Genomic DNA, 22,264 nt, shown 5'->3' with positions numbered 1-22,264 from the left:
TCGATTAAGCAAAAAATACCATCAACATCAGAACCGGGCAGACAAGACGCACATACCAAGGCCAGATTTTCCAAAATAGGCTGTTTTCAATGTCAGGGCAGCCTTGTTTCAGCTCCGATAGGATCTGGTTACGATTCCAAATCCAACCCGCAATCAAGGTAATTAAAAGTGCGATGATCGGTTGCGAGTAAACCGTGGTGAAATTAATCACTAAACCAAACAAGCTGGAAAAATTCAGCACAATCACACCGGAAATGATCGTGACCAAACCGCCAATCCATAACACCGCACTAGATCGTTTCTGCTGTAACTCTTCCACTGCGCAAGCGACGGGCACTTCCAACATAGATATTGAAGAAGTCAATGCGGCAATGATCATCAAAAGGAAGAAGATAATACCAATCACAGCACCTACCGCCCCCATGGTGTCAAACATCGCAGGTAACACGGTAAAGACTAAGGTATCAGAATTGAGTAACTCACCGGATGGAGAGAAAATCTCCACACCGTTGTGTTTCGCAACAAACATGGCAGGCAGTACCATCAAGCCAGCAATGAAGGCGACACCAGTATCAATCAAAGCCACTTGTGCTGCGGTTTTCGGCAAATTTGCTTCTTTGTTGAGGTATGAGCCATAAGTGGTCATCACGCATACACCCAGTGACAGCGAGAAGAAGGCTTGGCCCATCGCGCTAACCACAACATCAGGCGTAAAGTGGCTCAAATCTGGTACCAGATACATTTTGAGTCCATCCAGAGCACCCTCTTGAGTGAAGATGTACACCGTCAGTAAACCAAACAAAACAAATAGCAGTGGCATTAAACGGGTAGACCATTTTTCAATCCCGTTAGCGACACCGTTACGCACCACAAACATGGTCAATACCATGAATGACACCATCAGAATGAGATTTCGCTCAGTACTGAACGAGGTTAGCCACTGACTTGCACTGTCGGCACCAATCAGCGTTAAGCCACTACCAAACAGGGAGCCAACTAGCCAGCCTGCGACGATGGCGTAAAAGCTAAGGATAAGTGACACCACGACCATGCCGATAACACCAAGCAAAATCGCACCCCATTTGCCTTGCGGCCAAACAGAGCGAAATGCACGTATCGGGTTAGATTGACCATAACGCCCAATGGTTAACTCCGCCACCAACATCGGGTAAGCGAGAAGAAAGACCATACAGAGATAAACCAAAAGGAAAACGGCACCACCATTACTGGCAGCTTGAGTTGGGAAGCCCCACACATTGCCAAGCCCCACCGCAGAACCCGCTGCAGCCATAATAAATCCAAATCGAGAGGTGAACTGACCTCTAGAACCACTTGCCATATTTGCTACCAATGAATTGTGTTTGTTTGCTTATGATTGTAGGTGTAAAAATAAAATTACACATGACAAAATCATCACTAACTTTGTAAGTATGGCAAGTAAATCAGTTCAAGAATAAAATTGGAAGCCCGAACAGTCTATTTTGCTATTCACCAGTAATATTTCTGGTGCGTTTGTTTGTTTTTCATCCAAAGCTTGACGTCTTACACTCATTTTTACAAATTAATAACAACAACATCCTACCTATACCCAAACGACTTGAAGTTGCAGGTAGGCGGCAAGTGAGTGACAAATTTGTCGGGAACAAATTTGCACAGCCGAAGGCTAGCCTCTGGTGAGAGCCAAGGATGGCTCTCATAATCCCCATGCATAGGCAGACTATGTGATTGGGGTAAACGAACGTAGCCAACACCGCTGCAGCTTCAAATTGGAAAGGGATATACTCGGACGACTTGCCGTTTCAAGCAGGATAAGCCTAACTATTGTATTAATTTGGCCAGTTCGCTTCCTTCTCTTATGCTTTCGCTTTACTATCTCCTTTGAATATCAGTTTGTTATTGGATAGGCATGGACAAGGTTTATCACTTCCTCACTTTGCTCAGTATCGGCATCTATTGGCTTTTGGTCGCCGGTGTCACGATTCGCGTTGTCTTGAAAAGACGTGCGGTCAGCGTTTCTTTAGCTTGGTTGATGGTGATATACATCATCCCGTTTGTGGGGGTGCTCTGTTATTTCCTGTTTGGGGAACTCAACCTCGGCCGTAAAAGAGCCGAACGTGCTAAAGAGATGTTCACGCCTTTCGGCCACTGGTTCCGCTCTCTCAATGATTGCCAAGCCCATGTACAAGAAGGGATGGGAGCACACATCTCACGAATTGATGAGCTGTGTAACAACCGGATGGGCATACCCGCACTCAGTGGCAATACCTTATCTTTACTCAACTCTCCGAATGAAATCTTGCACGCCATCATTGATGATATTGAACGCGCCCAGTTTCAAATTCGTATGGTGTTCTACATCTGGCATCCTGGTGGTTTAGCCGATGCCGTTGCTTCGGCCGTGATTCAAGCCTCAAAACGCGGTGTCAACGTCAAACTGTTGCTCGATTCTGCTGGCAGCCCACGTTTTTTCCGTAGCCCTTGGGAAAAAATGATGCGTGATGCCGGAATTGAGGTAGTACAAGCGTTAGAAGTCAGCCCTTGGCGGATCTTCCTACGTCGGCTAGATCTGCGCCAACATCGCAAAATCATTGTGATTGACGATGAAATCGCCTACACCGGCTCCATGAATATGGTTGACCCTGCCTACTTCAAGCAAAATGCAGGCGTGGGCCAGTGGATCGATATTATGGTTCGAGTGACAGGACCGACCGTGAATGTCCTCTCGGCCATTCATTGCTGGGATTGGGAATTTGAAACCGGCTCACGCATGTTGCCGAAAAATCCGGAATGCCGCCTCGAACCGAATCAGCCTCAGCATCCAATCCAAGTTGTCCCTTCTGGCCCTGGTATGCCTGAGAATTTAATTTCTCAAGTGCTGACGTTAGCGATCAACCAAGCCAATCGCTCAGTCTGCATCACTACACCTTATTTCGTGCCAAGCGCAGATTTGCTGGCCACATTAAAAATGACGGCGCAACGTGGCATCAAAGTCGACATTATTATTCCGAAAAAGAACGACTCGCTCATGGTGCAATGGGCTTCAAGAGCGTTTTACGGCGAATTGCTCGAAGCTGGCGTACAGATCCATGAGTTTGATGGAGGTTTGTTGCACACCAAGTCTGTCGTGATTGACCAGCAGTTCTGTTTAGTAGGGACGGTGAATCTGGATATGCGCAGCTTATGGCTTAACTTTGAGCTTACACTCGCAGTGGATGATCTGGAATTTACTCAACAGATGCATTGGCTGCAGCAGCAGTACATTGATCAGTCTCATTCCGTCGTTTATGCCGAGTGGGAGCAGCGCCCATGGTACAACCGATTCTTGGAGCGCGTATTTTATCTCTTTAACCCATTATTGTGATTTTCTCACTGAGTGGGGTTGCCATCCGGCACGGCACCATGGTTTAAATAACGTTTTGTAAAGTCAGACAAGGACAGCAGATGTCAGAAGGTAAAAAGACCCGCCTCGTTACCGCGGGACGCAACAAAAAATGGACACTTGGCGTGGTTAACCCCCCAGTACAACGCGCTTCTACTGTGGTGTTTGATACGGTCGCACAAAAAAACCAAGCGGCGATCAATCGCGCCAACAAAACCCTGTTTTACGGACGTCGTGGCACCACAACTCACTTCGCGTTTCAAGAAGCAATGGTTGAGATTGAAGGCGGCGCGGGTTGCGTGCTCTACCCTTGTGGCGCAGCGGCCATCACCAACGCGATTCTCTCTTTTGTTGCGCAAGGTGACCATATCTTGATGGTCGATACCTGTTACGAACCCACCCGTGACTTTTGTGAGAAAGTCCTGAAAAAACTTGGTGTATCAACCACCTATTATGATCCTATGCTTGGCGAAGGTATTCGCGAGTTGATTCAACCTAATACCAAGGTTCTGTTTACCGAATCACCGGGCTCACTGACCATGGAAGTGCAGGATATTCCGACACTCTCTCGCATCGCTCACGAGCACGACATCGTTGTCATGTTGGATAACACTTGGGCGGCTGGGGTACTGTTCTCACCCTTCGAACATGGCGTCGATATTTCCATTCAAGCAGCGACCAAATACATTGTCGGTCATTCTGATGTGATGCTCGGTACTGCGGTCGCCAATGAGAAGTGTTGGGCACAACTGCGTGAACACAGCTATTTGATGGGACAATATGCCTCACCTGACGATGTGTACATGGCAATGCGTGGATTGCGCACCCTCGATGTACGTTTACGCCAGCATGAACAAAACAGTTTACAGATTGCCCAGTGGTTGCAAACTCGCCCAGAAGTCGATCATGTTCGCCACCCTGCGTTAGCGACCTGTCCGGGGCACGAGTTTTTCGAACGTGATTTTACTGGCGGCAATGGCTTGTTCTCTTTTGTGTTGAAAACGACGCATCCAGAAGCCACAACCGCTCTACTCGATGGCATGCAACACTTCAGCATGGGCTTTTCTTGGGGTGGATTTGAAAGTTTGATCTTAGCCCACGAACCCAAAGCCTTTACCTCTCTTCGCTCAGTCGCAAACCCTCACTTCTGCGGCACTCTACTCCGGGTTCATATCGGGTTAGAAGATGTCGAAGATTTAATCGCCGATCTGGAAGCGGGTTTTGCGCGCTACAACCAAATCCTGCATGCATAGCAGTTTTTCGTTCCATGATCAAAATAGGGGCTTCAGCCCCTATTTGCTTTGATTTTCTGTATTTTCCCAAACCAGCTCTTGGTGAATCAGAGCTTGTCTGCATTAGAGTGATTGGGACAGCCAACTAAGTGGTCGTTGACCAAACCACACGCTTGCATAAAGGCATAGCAAATTGTTTCGCCCACAAACTTAAAGCCACGTTTTTTCAGAAATTTGCTCATGGCTTTTGATTCTTCCGTTGAGGCGGGTACATCGCTCATGCTTACCCAGCGGTTGATTTTGGGTTGACCACCGACAAATTGCCACAACGCGGCATCTAAAGAGCCGAACTCCTGTTGTAACGCCAAGGCGGCTCGCGCATTCGAGAACACAGAAGCAATTTTGCCGCGATGCTTTACGACATCATACTCGGCAATGATCTGCTCAACATGGCTTTCATCACACTGTGCAAGGCGCTGTAAATCATAACCTAAAAAGGCTTGGCGATACCCTTCGCGCTTTTTCAATACCGTGAGCCAGCTTAATCCCGCTTGCGCCCCTTCCAATGTAAGAAACTCGAATAGCTTGGTATCATCATGCACAGCTCTGCCCCACTCTTTATCGTGATATTCACGCTCTAAGGGATGGTTCATCGCCCAAGCACATACGCCCTGTTCCGCATTCATCATGCTTATCCTTCTTCATTCAATGAGCAACGTGGCTCCAAAGAGCCACGTATTTTAAGGTCTCTAATCAGCGTTCACTGACATTATCGCTATTGTGGGACTTTTACATGATGGAATAAGCGATACAGTACCGGCACGACAATCAGAGTCAGTACGGTCGCAAAACCCAAACCAAACATGATGGTTACCGCCATAGGCCGGAAGAAAATATCCGGCAGCAATGGGATCATACCGAGTATGGTGGTGACCGCCGCCATACAGACGGGGCGAACACGGCTCAAAGACGCATCGACAACCGCCAAATACGGATCTTTGCCGGAGTGCATTTCAATTTCGATCTGATCCAGTAACACAATGCCGTTTTTGAGTAACATACCCGAAAGACTCAAGAAGCCGAGCAAGGCCATAAACCCAAACGGCGTATTCAGCGCCAACAAACCTGTCGTCACCCCGATCACCGCCAAAGGTACTGTCAGCCAAACGATCAGCGACTCCTTCACCGAGTTAAATAAGAATACGGTGATAAGGAACATGAACAAATAACCCAATGGCATGGTTTTAAACAAAGAAGCTTTAGCATCACCGGATGACTCATACTCACCGCCCCATTCAAGGAAATAACCCGGCGGTAAAGGAATGGCTTCAATCTGTGGCTGCAAACGCTGTTGTAACGTGGCAGCGGTTTCTTCGCCTAACAAATCTGGGTCCGCCATCACCGTCAGCATGCGCTTACGATTTTTACGCACAATCAGCGGATCTTCCCAACGCATTTCGTAACCAAGAGTCACTTGCTGCAATGGAATATACTCACTCAGTGCTGGGCTCCAGATTTTCATGCCTTCGATATTACGAATGTCCACCCGCTCTTCTTCCGGCAAACGTGCCACAATCGGCATCAAGGTGGTGCCATCCCGATACACCCCTATGGTTTTACCCGAGAATGACATGGCTAAAAACTCATCCACATCCGCCTTGGTGATCCCATAACGACGCGCTTGGCTTTCATTAAACTGCGGCTCCAACACTTTGGTGCGTTCACGCCAATCGTGGCGGATGTTGTAGGCACCGGGGTCAGCGTACATCACATCCATCACTTGCGCTGCGATACTGCGCAGTACCGTTGGGTCTGAACCTACAATGCGCGCTTCAATTTTGGCTCCGCCACCTGGCCCTAACTCAATCTGTTTCAGCTTGTAGTTAATCTGAGGATAGCGGGCGTCTAAGTGCGCCCGAAAACGCGCCATCAAGGCAGCGAGCTGTTGGTAGTCCGTAACCCGTGTGGTGATCTCACCGTAAGCGGCATAACTTTTCTCTGGTGAGTAAGTCAGCATGAAGCGTTGTAGACCTTTGCCTGCGGTAGTGGTCACGCTGTCGACACTTTCTTGAGCCGACAACCATTTTTCCAGCTCTAATAAAATGGCATCCGTCGCTCGAATATCCGTCCCTTCAGGCATCCAAACATCGACCATAAACATAGGGGTAGTCGATGATGGGAAGAAAGCTTGTTTCACTTTGGTAAAGCCATACAAACTCGCTGCAAGTCCGAGCACCAACACGCCCATCGTTAGCCAAGCGCGCCTCATACAAAACTCAAGGAATCGGCGATAGACCACAAAGATAAAACCTTGGTAGGGATCGCTTTCTTCACCGCTGGCTGGCGCTTTCTGACCACGGAAGAACAGATCGGCAAAAAATGGCGTCAGCGAAATGGCCGTAAACCAACTCAGCATCAGCGAAATAAGCAATACCGTGAACAAGGTTCCACAGTATTCACCCGTTGCATCTTCCGACAGGCCAATGGGCGCAAAGGCAGTCACGGCAATCACTGTCGCCCCGAGCAGTGGCCATTTGGTTTGGGTGACAATGTCCGTTGCAGCTTGCAAGCGCGTTCGGCCTTTCTGCGTGCCAATCAAAATCCCCTCGACCACCACAATCGCATTATCCACCAACATCCCTAAAGCGATAACCAGCGCGCCCAATGAAATACGCTGTAGGTCGATTTTGAAATACTGCATGAAAATGAAGGTGCCCAGTACAGTCAAAAGCAGGATAAGACCAATCAACAGCCCCGAGCGCAGCCCCATAAAGAACAATAATACGATGATAACGATGGCGACCGCTTGTCCAAGGCTCACCACAAAACCACTGACCGATTTATCGACTTCTTTGGGCTGGCTATACACTTCGGCAATATCAATCCCGATCGGTTGTTGATATTTGAGCTCGGCCAAACGGCGATCGAAGCGTTGCCCGACTTCCACCACGTTGACGCCTTGAGCAAACGAGACCCCCACGTTAAGCGCGAGCTTACCGTTAAAGGTGATAACGTTACTTGGAACTTCCACGTAGCCACGTTTAACTTCGGCCACATCGCGTAGATAAATCAGCCCTTGTGCGCCTCTTTCACTCAGGATCAGGTCGCCCAATTTCTCCACATCGTCAAACTCACCTGTCGGATGAATGCGAATATACTCAGAGCCGATCCGGATCGCTCCGGCATCCGAGACTAAGTTTTGTGTCGAGAGCAGATTGAAGACGGTTTGCGGCGAAATTCCCAGCGTGCTGATCCGTTTCATCGAGATCTCGATGAAAACCTGCTCTTGCTGCTGCCCGCTGACTGAGACTTTACTGACGCCATCAATTAACTCCAATTCACGGCGCAGATAATCCACATAATCAAGTAGCTCTTTGTAGCTGTAACCTTCGCCAGTAACTGCCAACAAGATGCCATACACATCACCGAAATCATCGATCACCAAAGGCGGATTCACACCCGGCGGTAAAGCGCCTTTTAAATCATTCACTTTACGCCGCAGCTCATCCCAGATTTGCGGCAAATCATCCGGGCCATAATTGTTTTTCATTGTCACCGTGATCTGGGATAAACCACGGCTCGAAATCGAATTCACCTCATCAACATAGGTTAATTGCTGAATCGCTTTTTCCAGCGGATAAGTCACTTCCTCTTCCACTTGCTGAGGAGTTGCACCCGGATAAGAGGTCACCACCATGGCATCTTTAATGGTAAAAGCGGGGTCTTCCAAACGTCCTAAATTAAAAAATGCGGCCGTCCCTCCAATCAAAAAAATCAGCGAAACCATCCAACTGATCACGCGATTATTGATGAAGTAAGCGGCAACACCTTGGTTCTCATAATTCTCTGGCGGGGTCTGCTTCTGTTCACTCATGGCCACGCTCCTCAAGGATTTGTACTTTCATTCCATCTCTCAATCTTGCAACGCCAGCGACCACTAAACGATCTCCCGCGTTAATTCCTTCACTGACTTGAACATGGCTGCGTGACGCTTTCGCTAACCGCACCTGACGTTTGCTCACCGTATTGTCGTTGTTGAGCAACCAAACATATTGAGCAGTTTTGTCTAACTCATCACCGTCGGCATTAAAAATCGCCTCAATCGGAATACTGATGGTGTTGAGTGGGTTTAGCCCGACATGTTGCCCTTTGGCACTCACTTCAACAGCCATGCCATCCAAGATCAGTTCTTGCTCTGGCATGGGCAGAGAAAGGGTGACAGTAAATGTCCCCGTGGCAGGGTCTGGCTCAGTGGTGAATTCTTTGATACGTGCGGGATAAACTTGACCACTTGGGACACGCACCACGGTTTCTATCTTCGCCAACTCGCTGGCCGTCGGTTGTGTCGCATACAGGCGATCAGGCAGTTGAATCAAAACTTCAACGCTATCGATATTGTGAATATTGACGATTTGTTGGCCAACCTGAACACTTTCAAACTGCTCAGCGCTGACACGCGAGATGATGCCATCCATTGGTGCGCGTAATTGGGTGAAGGAGAGACGAAGTTTCGCCAACTCAAGCTCAGCACGAGCGATTTGGCGCTGCGCAGCAATTTCGTCAAACTGTGATTTGGCTAATAAGCCTTTTTCGACCAGTGGTTGTGAACGCCGATATTGGCTATCAATCACGGAAAATCGTGCTTGAGCATTATCGACAGCCAAACGGTAATCGGTCGGCTCAATTTCAGCCAAGATGTCGCCTTGCTTAACGCGAGCGCCCTCTTTGACATGGAACTTACTGATTTCACCTGCCACTCGAAAACTCAAATGAGAACGTTCAGCCGCATTGGCCACCGCAGGAAAAAAGAGCTTATCACTGACTTTTTCACCTGCCTGCGCCACCTTTACTCGCGGTAGCGTATCGCGTTCAAGCTTCGTGGGTTCACTGCATCCTGCGATCAACAGTAAGTGAGCCAACCAAGCGGTGTAACGAATTATTTTCATCCTACAGTCCTCGCTCCTTGACCCATTCACGCACTTTTATGCCCTCGGTCACACCACTGACACCGGAAATAATGATCCGGTCACCATCATTTAAACCTGTAAGCACTTGGCGTTGATCATTCAAAGTGACCGCAGCTTTACTGACCAGCCCCGCTTCATCGACTCGCCATACGTATTTTCCCCCTTGCTCTGCAAACAATGCAGAAGTGGGGATCACCGTCGCGCTACCACTCGGAGCCATGAGGCTTACACGTCCCGCCATACCCGGCAAAATGCCGACATCATTGGGTCTTTCCATCACCATAGTCACTTTATAGGAGCGGGTTTTGGAATCGGCCTCGGTATCTATCTCTTGAAATTGCAGCGGATATTGGCGGTTAGGGAACGAGTCAAACACCATATGCGCTTCTACACCGTCACGAGAAAAGCGATTAAGCAAATGATCGGGAAGGAGAAACTGCACTTTGAGCAGTTGATTGGTTTGAATATTCATCACCCCTTGCTTGGCTGCGACATACTCATACTGCTCTGCTGGGATCAGCGAAATGGTGCCATCATAAGGGGCGATCAATTGGGTATAACGCAGATTGGCTTTGGCTTGTTCCCAGGTGGCTTTCGCGGAATTGTGATTGGCTTGAGCTTGGTCGAAATCCTGCTCGGACACGACTTTGTCTTGGCGTAATCGCTGTGCCCGCTGAAATTGCACATCGGCTAATTGAAAATTGGCGTTGGCTTGCTGTTCTAACAACGCATATTCGTCAGGGTTGAGTCTGGCAAGTACCTCACCTTTCTTCACCTCTTGTCCGGCTAAAACATCAATGGTTTGTAGTTGTCCGGGTACACGGAAAGCGAGCACCGCGCGATCGCCAGCCGCCGTAGTGGCTGGAAATTGGCGAGAAAAGGTGTTGTTACCTACGGACACAGTCGTCAATTTAGCTGGCCGCGAATCGGGCTCAGGCACGGGAGGAAGCTCTTTTCCACACCCCACCAGCAAAGTGGAGCAGATGGAAAAGGCCAAAAGGGTTTTGTTCATACCAATTACCTATGCTTAGACATAGCTCAAACATAGGTGAATCAGTGCGTTAACTCCACTCGCGCCATCGATTTTTAACCAAATATTAGCGAAAGTGAGAGCGGCATTTCATACCGCTCAATAATAACTCGCGCCTATCTATTCACTACGATTTGTAATTGGCGCTGGCGGCTAGAGCTTGCGAAACTCGCGGTTGACCTTAAACGCTTCGGAGGTGACATACGCCTCCACACCACGAATTCGACTCTCGACTTGGCTGAGATCGCGATCTAGCGTGTGCAACAGCTCTTTTGGTGCTTGCCCTTGTGCCCAAGGTTTGCTTTTCAGCGTATGCGCTTGCTGACTACGAATATCTTCGCGGTACTGCTTCGGTAGCTTCTCCAGCATCAGAGCCATTGCCACATAAGCAACCAGCACTAAAAACGTCCCACCCAGCAAGGCGGCGGTGATCACTAAAATTCGCACCAGCCAAACCTCTAGGCCGAAGTAATTCGCTAACCCTGCACAAACCCCCGCTATTTTGCCGTTATATGGGTCGCGGTACAGCTCGCGTTTACTCATAGCGATTTCTCCAGTTTGGGGTTTCATCGTCCAAGATCCGCTCTAAGGTTTCCACGCGGTCTTGCAAGCGATTTGCCTTATCCGACAGGGTGCGCAGAAGTTGCAGCTCCTCATCCGATAGACCATCCCCGGTTTTGCGTTTACTCCGGTAGTGGAGGATCAGCCACAGCGGTGCAACAAAGATACAAAAAACGATCAATGGCACAGCGATAAAAAATGAGGACATAGTCTACTCCCAATTATTGGTCTGATTTCATCTGATCTTTAAGCTTGTTGAGCTCTTTTTCAATCTCATCTTGTGCTTGTAGCTCAGCAAATTCTTGCTCCAAAGAGCGCGCTTGGCCTGATTGTGCATAAAGATCGGCTTCCGCTTCCAGCTCATCGACTTTACGCGAGAACTGCTCAAACTTTGCCATCGCTTCTTCGCTACGACCCGCGTGCAAATGACGCTGCACATCGCGACGATGACTCGCCGCTTGGCTACGAATCGCTAACGCTTGCTGTTTCGCACGGGTTTCAGTGATTTTGGTTTCGAGCTTACCAATTTCGCCTGTCAGCTTTTCAATGGTTTCTTCGACAAGCGTCTGCTCTGTGTGCAAGCCTTTCAGTACATGTTGCAGTTTCTGCTTCTCGATCAGTGCCGCGCGCGCCAAATCTTCACGTTGTTTAGTCAGCGCCAGCGTCGCTTTGTTCTGCCAATCCTCTAACTGCTGTTCAATCGACCTCACTTTACGCGCCAGCTCTTTTTTATCTGCCATTGCTTTGGCTGAATTGGTACGCACTTCCACTAACGTATCTTCCATCTCCTGAATAATCAGGCGGATCATTTTTTCTGGATCTTCTGCTTTATCCAGTAGCGCGCTGATGTTGGAATTTACGATGTCTGCAAAACGAGAAAAAATACCCATGACGTTTCTCCTATCCTTCAGTGCCAAACACTGAGATTACCGCTGCAGCCCCATGCTGTGCGTTGGTTGCAAAGATAAATCCAAATTACGTGCCAACTTTTAAACCCATACTTTTCAAACAATTACAAATATACCGACTTTTTCACTCAGCATGCTATGATGAAATTCACCAACAGTTGGTCAATTTCACCACTTTGAGGAAATAGAGGATGCAACAGAGCTTGCTCGGAGAGTCACCTGCGTTTTTAGCGGTGTTAGACAAAGTCTCACGTTTGGCGCCGATCGATCGTCCTGTGCTGATCATTGGCGAGCGCGGAACGGGTAAAGAGTTGATCGCCCAGCGCTTGCACTATTTATCAAAACGTTGGGAACAACCGCTGGTGTCGCTAAACTGCTCAACGCTCAGTGAAGGGCTGATCGATTCAGAGCTGTTTGGCCATGAATCAGGCTCGTTTACTGGAGCCAAAGGACGCCATCAAGGACGTTTTGAACGTGCCGAAGGCGGTACGCTGTTTTTAGATGAATTGGCCACTGCACCACTCTCAGTGCAAGAAAAACTGCTACGCGTGATCGAATACGGCCAATATGAACGTGTCGGTGGCAACCAAGTATTAAACGCGAATGTGCGCTTGGTATGTGCAACCAACGCGAATTTACCGCAAATGGCTCAGCAAGGCACATTTCGCGCAGACTTACTGGACCGACTGGCGTTTGACGTGATTCATTTGCCCGCACTTCGCCATCGACCAGAAGATATTGCGCTGCTTGCCGAACATTTTGCTATTCGCATGTGCCGTGAACTACAAGTGCCACTCTTTGTTGGCTTTAGCCCCAATGCATTACACCAACTGCAAGCCTACTCTTGGCCGGGCAATGTGCGTGAGCTGAAAAACGTGGTGGAGCGCGCGGTGTATCAACATGGGTTGAATAGCCAACCAATTGAACAGTTAGTCTTTAACCCGTTCCAATCTAGTGACATTGTCACCGACGTATCTGAGCAGGTGGACGTTCGCCATACCACTCGTACCGACTTCCATTTGCCTCTTGACTACAAGGCATGGCAGCAACAGTGTGATATTGAGTTGTTACAAGCGGCACTCACGCAAGCGAAATTTAATCAAAAGCACGCCGCGCAGTTGCTGGGACTCAGCTATCATCAATTTCGAGGCATGATGAGAAAGTACCCACAAATGAACAGTGAAAACGCCTCACCTCACGTTGAGTGATATGCGGTAAATGCGCCTTTTCACTTGGTTTCGTTCGAAAAACAATGGTAAATTAGCGGGATTTTGAGGCTTGCCAGACTCTGGCCAACGCCTCGTGACTGACTCAGATCACTATGAATGCATTATTACGATTTACGCTAGGGCTGTGCAGCATGACTCTGCTGGCAGGCTGTGGAGAAAACATCGACCACAGTAAGATCCGCAGTAGCGGCTTTGTCTACTGTGGTGAAAGTGCGCCGAGCACCTTTAATCCGCAGTTAGCGGATAACGATATCACCACTGATGCACTCGGTCCGCAGCTCTACAACACCTTGCTGACGATAGACCCCGAAACACACTTACCCGTTGCCAGTTTAGCCAGTAGCTGGACCGTTAATAGCACCGGACTTGAGTATGTGTTTAAGCTGCGTCCCGATGTCGCGTTTCAAACCACTCCTTGGTTTGGCCCGACACGTCCACTCAATGCCGATGACGTCGTGTTCAGTTTTCGACGCATTATTGACCCGACCAATCCTTACCACAAAATGGGCCAAACCGAATATCCGTGGTTTAAAGGCATTGATTTTCAGAATCTATTGGTTGATGTCAGCGCGCTCGATGACTTAACCGTAAAGTTTGTCCTTAGCCGGCCTGATAACAGTTTTTTATCCAACATCGCCACTAGCCACGCGGTGATTCTGTCGTTGGAATACGCCAATCAGCTCATCATTGATGATGAAAAAGAGAAGCTGGATAACCTTCCTCTGGGTACTGGGCCTTTTTACCTTGCCGAATACCATCCGCGCGATTTAATTCGTTTGAAACGTCACCCCCAATATTGGGAAGGTGCGGCAAAAGTCGAGCAAGTGGTGTTTGATATTTCACAACGTGGGACTGGCATGCTGGCCAAATTGCTGCGCAATGAATGTGATGTGCTCAATGCACCGATTTCCAGCCAGCTGCCCGCGATTGAAAAGAACCCAGATATTGTGCTGCAAACCACACCTGCGATGAATGTGGCCTTTATCGCGGTGAACACTCAACATCCTGCGTTAAATGACAATCGCGTGCGTAAAGCACTCAATTTCGCGATTAATCGACAAAATATCTTAGATTCTGTCTATTACGGCACCGGAAGCATTGCTTTTACCATCTTGCCCCCCACCTCTTGGGCCTATCAGCAAGATACTGCGCAGATTCGCTACGATCGTAACTACGCGCAAGCTTTGCTGCGTGAGGCTGGATTTGCAACGGGTCTGGAGCTGACCATGTCAGTGCCTGTAGAGCCGAAAGCGTACAATCCTAGCCCGCGCAAAACGGCAGAGCTGATCCAAGCGAATCTCGCCGACATTGGGGTGACATTACGCCTCATCAGTGAAGATCGCTCAGAGCGCCAAGAGCTGAGTATACGCAACAATATTGACCTGTACTTAAGTGGTTGGACGGGAGATACGGGTGACCCGGATAACTTCTTACGCCCTTTACTCTCTTGTGATTCCAACCGTGCAGGTCTCAACGTCTCCATGTGGTGCGACAGTGATTTTGATTTTCTGTTGGACTTGGCGCTAGAAGCCAATAAACCGCGCTATCGCCTCAATCTGTATCATCAGGCGCAAAATATCCTCAATCAGGAGTTTCCGGTGATTCCTCTCGCCCACGGCATACAGTTTACCGCTTATAGCAAATCATTAACGGGCATTCGCATTAGTCCATTTAATGTCCAACCGTTTAATACTGTCGAGAGGGTGGCCGAGTAATGTTCGTCTATACGGTCCGTAAATTTAACTTATTTATCATCACCTTGCTTATCTTGACCATGGTCGGCTACAGCTTAGCCAGATTTGACCCGCACTCGCCTTGGACGCTGATCGGCTTTTGGCAAGGATGGTCAAGCTATTTAGTGCAACTGATGGAATTCAACTTTGGCCTCAATAAAAATGGGGTGCCGATTATCCATGAGTTACTGGTGGTATTTCCGGCTACCATTGAGCTGTGTACCATCGCGTTTATCCTCTCTTTGCTCGTAGGAATTCCTATCGGAACACTGGCGGGAATGCGACAAGGGAAATGGTTAGACACTATTATCTCGTTCATTTCGATGTCGGGATATTCTGCCCCTATTTTCTGGCTGGCGCTGATGATGATCATGGCGTTTTCACTGCATTTCCCGGTATTTCCTGTGGCGGGACGCTATGACTTGCTGTATCAAATTGATCACGTTACCGGCTTTGCCCTGATTGATGCCTTTTGGTCTCAATCCCCCTACCGCAGCCAAGCACTGCAAAGTGTGATAGAGCATTTAACGCTGCCCTGCTTAGTGCTGGCGCTGGCGCCGACCACGCAAGTCATCGGCCAAATGCGCGCTTCGGTTGCCGAAGTCATGAACCAAAACTACATCCGTGCCGCCAAAATTAAAGGCTTGTCTAACTATCAAATCGTCACTCAGCACGTTTTACGCAATGCGATTCCACCGATGATCCCGAAATTTGGCGTTCAACTTTCCAGCATGCTGACCTTAGCCATTATTACTGAATCGATCTTTAACTGGCCGGGTATCGGCCGTTGGTTATTGGATGCATTGGCCAACCGTGATTTCATGTCGATTCAAGCAGGCGTTATCGTTGTCGGTACTCTGGTCCTAACGGCCAATATCCTCTCTGATTTGATTGGCGCAGCAGCTAACCCCTTGGTAAGGAAAGAGTGGTATGTTAAGCGATAGTATTTATCAAGAAGAACATATTCCAACCCAGTTTGAGCGTTTCTGGCGAAGCTTTCGCGCGAATAATCTCGCCATGTTTGGCTTGTGGTCTTTGCTGTTTATTGCATTGGTGACCATTTTGTCGCCTTGGATTGCACCTTACGACCCGCAAATGCACTCCAGCGTATTGCTCCTGCCCCCTTCTTGGGAGCCCGAAGGTACCGTTGATTATTTCCTTGGCACCGATGATCTGGGGCGAGATATCTTGTCTCACCTGATTGATGGTTCGCTGTTTAGCATAGGTGCTGCCGTCCTGATTACACTGATTGCAACCCTAGTCGGTGGAACCATTGGTGCACTGGCTGGCATGACCAAAGGACTGCTTTCTAGTACCTTAAACCATATTCTCGATACGGTGATGTCTATCCCCTCACTGCTATTGGCGATCATTTTTGTGGCTTTTTTGGGTGCCGGTGAGTTCAACATTTTACTGGCGATTGGTCTGGCACTGATCCCGCGCTTTATTCGCTCCGTGTATGTTGCGGTACACAATGAAGTGGAAAAAGATTATGTCATGGCTGCCCGTCTAGATGGTGCAAATGAATTTTATCTGCTCTGGCATTCCATTTTCCCTAATATTCTGCCCATTATCGTAGCGGAAATTACCATGGCACTCTCGATTGCGATTCTGGATATCACCGCGCTCGGATTTTTAGGGCTTGGTGCTCAATCGCCCAGTACAGAGTGGGGAGCGATGCTCGGTGATTCAGTCGAGCTCATCTATATTGCCCCTTGGACAGTGACTCTCCCCGGCTTAGCCATTATGTTTACGGTGGTAGTGATTAACTTGGTCGGCGATGGTGCACGCCAAGCCCTCAATGCGGGAGTCGAATAATGCCGTTACTTGATATTCGTCACTTGACGATTGAGATTGATACTCCACAAGGCCTTGTGAAAGCGGTTGATCGTATGAGCTTGACCATGAATGAAGGGGAAATTCGTGGCTTAGTGGGTGAATCAGGCTCAGGTAAGAGCTTGGTTGCGAAAGCGATTGTCGGTATCTGTAAAGAAAACTGGCGCGTCACGGCTGACCGTATGCGTCTTGGCAATATTGATTTGTTGCAGCTCACCCCGCGTGAACGCAGACGCGTGATCGCACGCGATGTGGCAATGATTTTCCAAGAGCCTTCCACCTGTCTTGATCCATCTGAAGAGGTTGGACGACAACTGATTGAGTCCATCCCATTTCACACCTTCGAAGGACGCTGGTGGGAGCGTTTCACATGGCGGAAAAAGCAGGCGATTGCTTTGCTGCACAAAGTCGGCATCAAAGATCACAAAGACATCATGTCTAGCTACCCTTATGAGCTGACGGATGGCGAGTGTCAGAAAGTGATGATTGCGATGGCCATTGCCGCTAAACCGAAATTGCTGATCGCAGATGAACCCACCAACGACGTGGACCCCATCACTCAATCGCAAATTTTGCGTTTGCTGAGTCGCATGAATCAGGTTAATAACACCTCGATCCTGCTCATCGGCCATGACTTAACCACCATTACTCAGTGGGCGGATCGCATTACCGTCATGTATTGCGGGCAATCGGTGGAATCTGCGGAAACTGCAAAAATTGTGGCAGAGCCAAAGCACCCGTACACCGCAGCGCTGCTGAAAGCCATGCCAGATTTTAGTGACTGGATCCCGCACAAACAGAAATTACAATCTCTCCCCGGCTCAATTCCGCCACTGCAACACTTACCGATTGGCTGCCGCTTAGGGCCACGTTGCCCTTACGCTCAGCGTCAGTGTGTTGAAGTCCCTCATTCACGCTGGGTAAAAAACCATAAATTTTCTTGCCATTTCCCGCTCAACATGGAGTCGCCACAATGAGTGCGCTGTTAGAAGTCACCAATCTGCACAAAGACTTTGTCACTCGCTCAGGCTTTTTACGCAAACAGATCCAACATGCGGTAAAGCCAGTCAGCTTTACTCTTGAAGCAGGACAAACCATTGGTTTTATTGGTCAAAATGGCTCAGGAAAATCTACCCTCGCTCGCATGTTAGCGGGGATGGTTGCACCGACCGGTGGCGAGATCCGCGTCAACGGGGAGTTGTTAGAACATAAAGACTACTCGACGCGCTGTAAATTGATCCGGATGATTTTCCAAGACCCGAATACCTCGCTCAATCCACGTTTACAGATTGGGACGATTCTGGAAGGGCCGCTGAAACGAAATACCAGCATGACACCTGAAGCGCGAATGCGCCGTGTAAAAGATACGTTGCAACGTGTCGGTTTACTGCCAGAGCATGCTTACTTCTATCCGCAGATGCTGGCGACTGGACAAAAACAGCGTGTCTGCTTGGCTCGTGCGCTCATCTTACAGCCTTCCATCATTATTGCCGATGAGGCGTTGAACGGTCTGGATATGGCGATGCGCTCGCAAATCCTCAATCTGTTTTTGGAACTGCAAGAAGAGATGGGCGTCTCCTTTGTGTATGTATCCCAGCATATCGGAGTGATCAAGCACATCACTGACAAAATCATCGTCATGCATGAAGGAGACGTGGTCGAAGCGGGGGAAACTCACGAAGTGTTGGCGGATCCTCAGCATCCCATCACCCAACGCATGATTGAGAGCCACTTTACCAAGGCTCCCACCTTTAAGTATTGAGTGATGAAAAGAGGGATTGCGATCGGGCTTCTCACCCTTATTAGCCACTGTGCCTTTGGTCAAGAGAATTGGCGCGATCCCGCCTTTATTGAACGGGCATTTATCAACGTTGCACTGCGTAACGAGTACTCCGCAGGTGAAAAACCGCTCAGTAAATGGCGTGAGCCTCTACGCATCTATTTTGATCACCAAGTGCCTGATAAAGCCCTGCATGAGCAATTAGCACGCGATCATGTACAACACCTCTCCCAAGTGACTGGGCACTCAATTCAGGTGGTGACCAGCCGCACTGAGGCCAACGTAATTTGGGTGTTCACCCAACAATCAAAGTGGCAACAAGCCTTAGAAGAGGTGGCGGGTAAATCCGCCACCCAAACCATGCATGGTGCAATCTGTCAGGCCAATTATTCCACCAATTCGGCCTCTGAGATTGTTGCGGCTTCAGTCGTGATTCCGGTCGATCAAGCTCGTGACCATGGCAAACTGCTGGCGTGTATTGTCGAGGAGATCACTCAGGTGATGGGATTACCCAATGATTCAGAGCTCGCCTACCCTTCGATCTTTAACGATAAAACGCCGGAAGATTTGCTGTCCCCATTGGATGTGATTTTACTCAAGCTGCTCTACGAACCTGAATTAAGCAGTGGCATGAGGCAACCGCAACTGCAAAGTTTGCTCAAAGCAAAGCTCAAACAGTACGAGCAGCAAGGTGTGTTGGAGAATGCGGTGCAAGAAGCGCGTTCTTCACCGCTGTATGAGTGGTTACGCTAAATACTTCACCGCATCAGTTAGCGGCGGTGAGTGAGTTTTTTCAGTTCAAAGTCAAACTCATCAGGGAACAAAATCACCCCTTCTTCATTGTCATTTGGAAAAACCACGACTGACAAATCATCCTGCTCTAACCCTTGTGTCCAGCGACTAAACCATTTGTTCAAGCCAATCGATTCTGGCTCACACTCAGCCCATTCGCCGGTTGCCCACGCTTGCGCAAATTCACGATGCGGCCATACCGGAACACACTCTTCCTCTTCCGTATTAAGCATTACGCAGCCGTGCTCATTTTTTAAAATCCACACTTGCTGGTTAGCCACAATCTCTTTCAGGCAGTAGTTGAATCGTTGCTCTTGGTCATATTGGTTGATGAGCGCCATTTGCTCTGCGGTTAATGGATTGGACATGTTTTCCCCACCTATTGTTGCCATTCTACTGAACGATGAAATTGCAGGATACCGCCTACAATCAGAGATAAAAAAACGCCCACGGCATACAGCGTGAGCGTTGCTTAACAAGAATGTTAACCGCGAAGTGGCAATCAAGCCAGTTCCGTTTGTAGCCAAGGCCAACCTTGCTTCTTACGACTTAGGGTGTTTTCCATCATCAGTACGCCGTCTTTTGCATGCTTAGCCAGTTTTTCTGACCATTCTCCTTTAAACAGCAGACGAGTTTGCGCGGTAGTGATGTCGGTCAGCATCAGTGCTGCAAGAGCCAATGATTCCTCATCACAACGACGTTGCAGATCTGCCTCCAAGGCATCAATCATATCCACGACTTGCTCTAGCGTAGCCAGTTCAACCTGACCAACCACCAACTCACGGCCATTGAATGGGTAAGCTTTAAGATCTTTTTCGACCAGCTGCGCCGCACTTAAACCTTCAATGTCAGTTTTCGCAATCAGTAGCGCTTTGATAAAGCCTTCCAGATTGGTAATGCCCGCTAATACCGATAACTCAGCCACCGCATCACGATCTTTTTGCGTGCAGGTTGGTGAGGCAAAGCCGACCGTGTCAGACAAAATGGCAGAGATCATCAGTAACGCGAGTGGGCGTGTGATTTCTGCATTTTCCATTTTGAACAGATTGAACAAAATAGTGCTGGTACAACCGACAGGCCAAATCCACGCTTCCAGTGGATTCACTGTCATCACATCACCAAGACGATGGTGATCGACAATCCCAAGAATTTCGGCTTGATGGAGATCATCCGGTGCTTGCGCTAAATCGGTGTAATCCACCAACCACACTTGTTCGCCCGCTACACTGGTACGTAATTCTGGTTGCTCAACGCCTGCCACATTCAGAATATGTTGCGTTTCACGGTTGATTTCACCTTGGCGTACCGCCTTCGCTTCTAAACCACGTGCTTTTAAAAGCTCAGCCGCCACTAATGCGCTACAAATACTGTCACTGTCTGGGTTTTTATGACCAACGACTAAAATCATTCTGTTACCTATTTTCTCTTTGCCATCAAACGGGCGTAAACAAAGGGTGCACTCTACTCAATTTCATAATTTCTTCATGGTGCTAAATCAAAAAAACCTTTTTCTGCCAACAACTCGCTTGAAATTGCGAATAGTTCTCAACTATATTGTCGATAATAATTCTCATTCATTGCGCGCGATATTCTATGAACTCTCTAAAATGGCCAAACATGGCAAATCATCGCGTCCTTGTCTCTCTGTTTAACCTCAGATACAAGCGACTGCTGCTGCCTATCGCTCTCTTTGCTTTGCTTGTCAGTGAGAATACTCGCGCAGTGACAGTCGAAACCTTAGCGGATTCATTCTGGGCAGTGTCAACTTATGTGGCCTTTACTTTAGCAATTTATCATTGGGTGTCTCGCTGGCTGGATGGTGCACACGCTTTAGTCAGCGCTTATCACCGCTCGCGAAACCTACAAGTGGTGATTGCCGCTCTACTGGGTGCTTTGCCAGGTTGCGGAGGGGCGATTGTTGTCACTACGCAATTTGTCAGCGGCAAAGTGGGTTTTGGAGCTTTGGTCGCGGTATTAACGGCCACGATGGGCGATGCCGCTTTCTTGCTGCTCGCCAGCCAACCAGTGACTGGGCTTTATGTGATTGGGATTGGGGTTGTAACGGGTTGTATCACTGGTCTAGTGATCAATGCTCTGCATCGGGATGATTTTATGCGTCCTGCGCTCACTGAACTGAGCAATAAACTGCGGACATCTTGCTGCTCCGCCACTAGCACCGTCTCTTTTAAAGCGATCAATCTCCAAGGGTTGTTCTGGAAATACCTTTTACTCCCTGCATCCCTAGTGGCGTTTGCCTCTTCATTTCAAATCGACATCAACCAAGTGTTGTCACTGCCTGAAATGAGTATCGAATGGATCGGTGCTTTACTGGCCGTTAGCAGCATGTTGCTGTGGGCGCTCACGCAAGAAATTGAAGATTATCAATCCACCGTGAGTGAAGACGATAAAATCCGCACTTCACACCCGATGCAAAAAGCCGCGCAAGATACCAACTTCGTAAGTGCGTGGGTGATCATCGCCTTTCTTGCCTTCGAATTGACCCTGCACTTTACGGGATTTGAAATTGGCGCAAATTGGGGGAATTGGGGCGTATGGATGCCAGCACTCGGCATTATGATTGGCCTCTTACCCGGCTGCGGACCGCAGATCCTCGTCACCAGTCTGTACTTGTCGGGTGCACTGCCATTTTCAGCTCAATTGTCGAATGCGATTTCGAACGATGGTGATGCGCTATTCCCCGCCATTGCGTTAGCACCTAAAGCCGCGTTAATGGCCACGCTCTATTCCTCAATTCCCGCCGCGATAGTGGGCTACGGTTACTTTTGGTTGTTTGAACGATGAGATAGCCATACTCAT

Annotated in this window: 20 protein-coding genes; 10 read left to right on the top strand and 10 right to left on the bottom strand. The window is 48.7% G+C overall.

All coding sequences use genetic code 11. The features are described from left to right. Window positions 1–4 precede the first annotated feature (4 nt). The gene (locus T411_RS0106660) at window positions 5–1,339 is read right to left on the bottom strand and encodes a sodium-dependent transporter (RefSeq protein WP_059443372.1); all 1,335 of its coding nucleotides are present in this window, start codon (window positions 1,337–1,339) and stop codon (window positions 5–7) included. Between the two features lie 567 nt (window positions 1,340–1,906). Here T411_RS0106660 and cls point away from each other — a divergent pair. Both cls and T411_RS0106650 read left to right on the top strand, forming a co-directional pair. Beyond that, window positions 1,907–3,361 (top strand): cardiolipin synthase, encoded by a 1,455-nt coding sequence (gene cls, locus T411_RS0106655; protein ID WP_000362111.1) that lies wholly within the window; start codon window positions 1,907–1,909, stop codon window positions 3,359–3,361. An 80-nt stretch (window positions 3,362–3,441) separates the two neighbouring features. Then, on the top strand, window positions 3,442–4,632 hold the full coding sequence (locus T411_RS0106650; protein WP_001288985.1) for a cystathionine beta-lyase: 1,191 nt from the start codon (window positions 3,442–3,444) through the stop codon (window positions 4,630–4,632). 86 nt (window positions 4,633–4,718) lie between these two features. Here T411_RS0106650 and T411_RS0106645 read toward each other — a convergent pair whose 3' ends face one another. The 7 genes from T411_RS0106645 to pspA form a co-directional block, all read right to left on the bottom strand. Next, window positions 4,719–5,300, bottom strand: a complete 582-nt coding sequence (locus tag T411_RS0106645; RefSeq protein ID WP_001881458.1) for a DNA-3-methyladenine glycosylase I — start codon at window positions 5,298–5,300, stop codon at window positions 4,719–4,721. 86 nt (window positions 5,301–5,386) lie between these two features. Beyond that, window positions 5,387–8,485 carry an efflux RND transporter permease subunit VexK gene (vexK, locus tag T411_RS0106640; RefSeq protein WP_000003254.1) on the bottom strand — a complete coding sequence of 1,033 codons (3,099 nt, stop codon included), beginning with the start codon at window positions 8,483–8,485 and terminating at the stop codon, window positions 5,387–5,389. Further along, entirely contained in the window at window positions 8,478–9,557 is a 1,080-nt protein-coding gene (locus tag T411_RS0106635) for an efflux RND transporter periplasmic adaptor subunit (RefSeq protein WP_000691878.1), read from the bottom strand. Before T411_RS0106635 ends, vexK begins: the two co-directional genes overlap by 8 nt. A 1-nt stretch (window position 9,558) precedes the next feature. After that, window positions 9,559–10,590 carry an efflux RND transporter periplasmic adaptor subunit gene (locus T411_RS0106630; protein WP_001044376.1) on the bottom strand — a complete coding sequence of 344 codons (1,032 nt, stop codon included), beginning with the start codon at window positions 10,588–10,590 and terminating at the stop codon, window positions 9,559–9,561. A gap of 171 nt (window positions 10,591–10,761) precedes the next feature. Next, window positions 10,762–11,151: an envelope stress response membrane protein PspC gene (pspC, locus tag T411_RS0106625; protein WP_000043976.1), complete on the bottom strand. Its 390-nt coding sequence runs from the start codon at window positions 11,149–11,151 to the stop codon at window positions 10,762–10,764. Beyond that, the gene (gene pspB, locus T411_RS0106620) at window positions 11,144–11,377 is read right to left on the bottom strand and encodes an envelope stress response membrane protein PspB (protein ID WP_000093876.1); all 234 of its coding nucleotides are present in this window, start codon (window positions 11,375–11,377) and stop codon (window positions 11,144–11,146) included. The genes pspC and pspB overlap by 8 nt, the downstream gene beginning before the upstream one ends. A 13-nt stretch (window positions 11,378–11,390) precedes the next feature. Then, window positions 11,391–12,059: a phage shock protein PspA gene (pspA, locus tag T411_RS0106615; protein ID WP_000511053.1), complete on the bottom strand. Its 669-nt coding sequence runs from the start codon at window positions 12,057–12,059 to the stop codon at window positions 11,391–11,393. Between the two features lie 209 nt (window positions 12,060–12,268). Here pspA and pspF point away from each other — a divergent pair, with 209 nt between their 5' ends. The 7 genes from pspF (at window position 12,269) to T411_RS0106580 (ending at window position 19,408) form a co-directional block, all read left to right on the top strand. Then, complete coding sequence (pspF, locus tag T411_RS0106610; RefSeq protein WP_001187692.1) at window positions 12,269–13,285, top strand: phage shock protein operon transcriptional activator; 1,017 nt, start codon at window positions 12,269–12,271, stop codon at window positions 13,283–13,285. Between the two features lie 152 nt (window positions 13,286–13,437). Beyond that, on the top strand, window positions 13,438–15,021 hold the full coding sequence (locus T411_RS0106605; RefSeq protein ID WP_000173173.1) for an ABC transporter substrate-binding protein: 1,584 nt from the start codon (window positions 13,438–13,440) through the stop codon (window positions 15,019–15,021). Continuing rightward, window positions 15,021–15,983 carry an ABC transporter permease gene (locus T411_RS0106600; RefSeq protein ID WP_000498493.1) on the top strand — a complete coding sequence of 321 codons (963 nt, stop codon included), beginning with the start codon at window positions 15,021–15,023 and terminating at the stop codon, window positions 15,981–15,983. Before T411_RS0106605 ends, T411_RS0106600 begins: the two co-directional genes overlap by 1 nt. Further along, on the top strand, window positions 15,970–16,857 hold the full coding sequence (sapC, locus tag T411_RS0106595; protein ID WP_000947600.1) for a putrescine export ABC transporter permease SapC: 888 nt from the start codon (window positions 15,970–15,972) through the stop codon (window positions 16,855–16,857). The genes T411_RS0106600 and sapC overlap by 14 nt, the downstream gene beginning before the upstream one ends. After that, window positions 16,857–17,852 carry a peptide ABC transporter ATP-binding protein gene (locus T411_RS0106590; RefSeq protein ID WP_001128844.1) on the top strand — a complete coding sequence of 332 codons (996 nt, stop codon included), beginning with the start codon at window positions 16,857–16,859 and terminating at the stop codon, window positions 17,850–17,852. The genes sapC and T411_RS0106590 overlap by 1 nt, the downstream gene beginning before the upstream one ends. Continuing rightward, window positions 17,849–18,637, top strand: a complete 789-nt coding sequence (locus tag T411_RS0106585; protein WP_001275032.1) for a peptide ABC transporter ATP-binding protein — start codon at window positions 17,849–17,851, stop codon at window positions 18,635–18,637. The genes T411_RS0106590 and T411_RS0106585 overlap by 4 nt, the downstream gene beginning before the upstream one ends. Continuing rightward, a complete protein-coding gene (locus T411_RS0106580; protein ID WP_012034275.1) occupies window positions 18,638–19,408 on the top strand; it encodes a DUF2927 domain-containing protein in 771 nt (256 codons plus the stop codon). It abuts the gene before it with no gap. Window positions 19,409–19,425: 17 nt separating this feature from the next. On the opposite strand, the gene T411_RS0106575 is transcribed toward T411_RS0106580, so the two are convergent. Next, entirely contained in the window at window positions 19,426–19,815 is a 390-nt protein-coding gene (locus T411_RS0106575) for a DUF2750 domain-containing protein (RefSeq protein ID WP_000070239.1), read from the bottom strand. A gap of 134 nt (window positions 19,816–19,949) precedes the next feature. After that, window positions 19,950–20,855, bottom strand: a complete 906-nt coding sequence (locus T411_RS0106570) for a manganese-dependent inorganic pyrophosphatase (protein WP_000604829.1) — start codon at window positions 20,853–20,855, stop codon at window positions 19,950–19,952. A 185-nt stretch (window positions 20,856–21,040) separates the two neighbouring features. On the opposite strand from T411_RS0106570, the gene T411_RS0106565 reads away from it, so the two are divergent. After that, complete coding sequence (locus T411_RS0106565; protein WP_001896851.1) at window positions 21,041–22,249, top strand: putative manganese transporter; 1,209 nt, start codon at window positions 21,041–21,043, stop codon at window positions 22,247–22,249. Window positions 22,250–22,264 lie beyond the last annotated feature (15 nt).

The organism is Vibrio cholerae ATCC 14035 (assembly GCF_000621645.1).
In the GTDB taxonomy this organism is placed as follows: domain Bacteria; phylum Pseudomonadota; class Gammaproteobacteria; order Enterobacterales; family Vibrionaceae; genus Vibrio; species Vibrio cholerae.
This window is presented reverse-complemented; position numbering and strand designations above follow the sequence as displayed.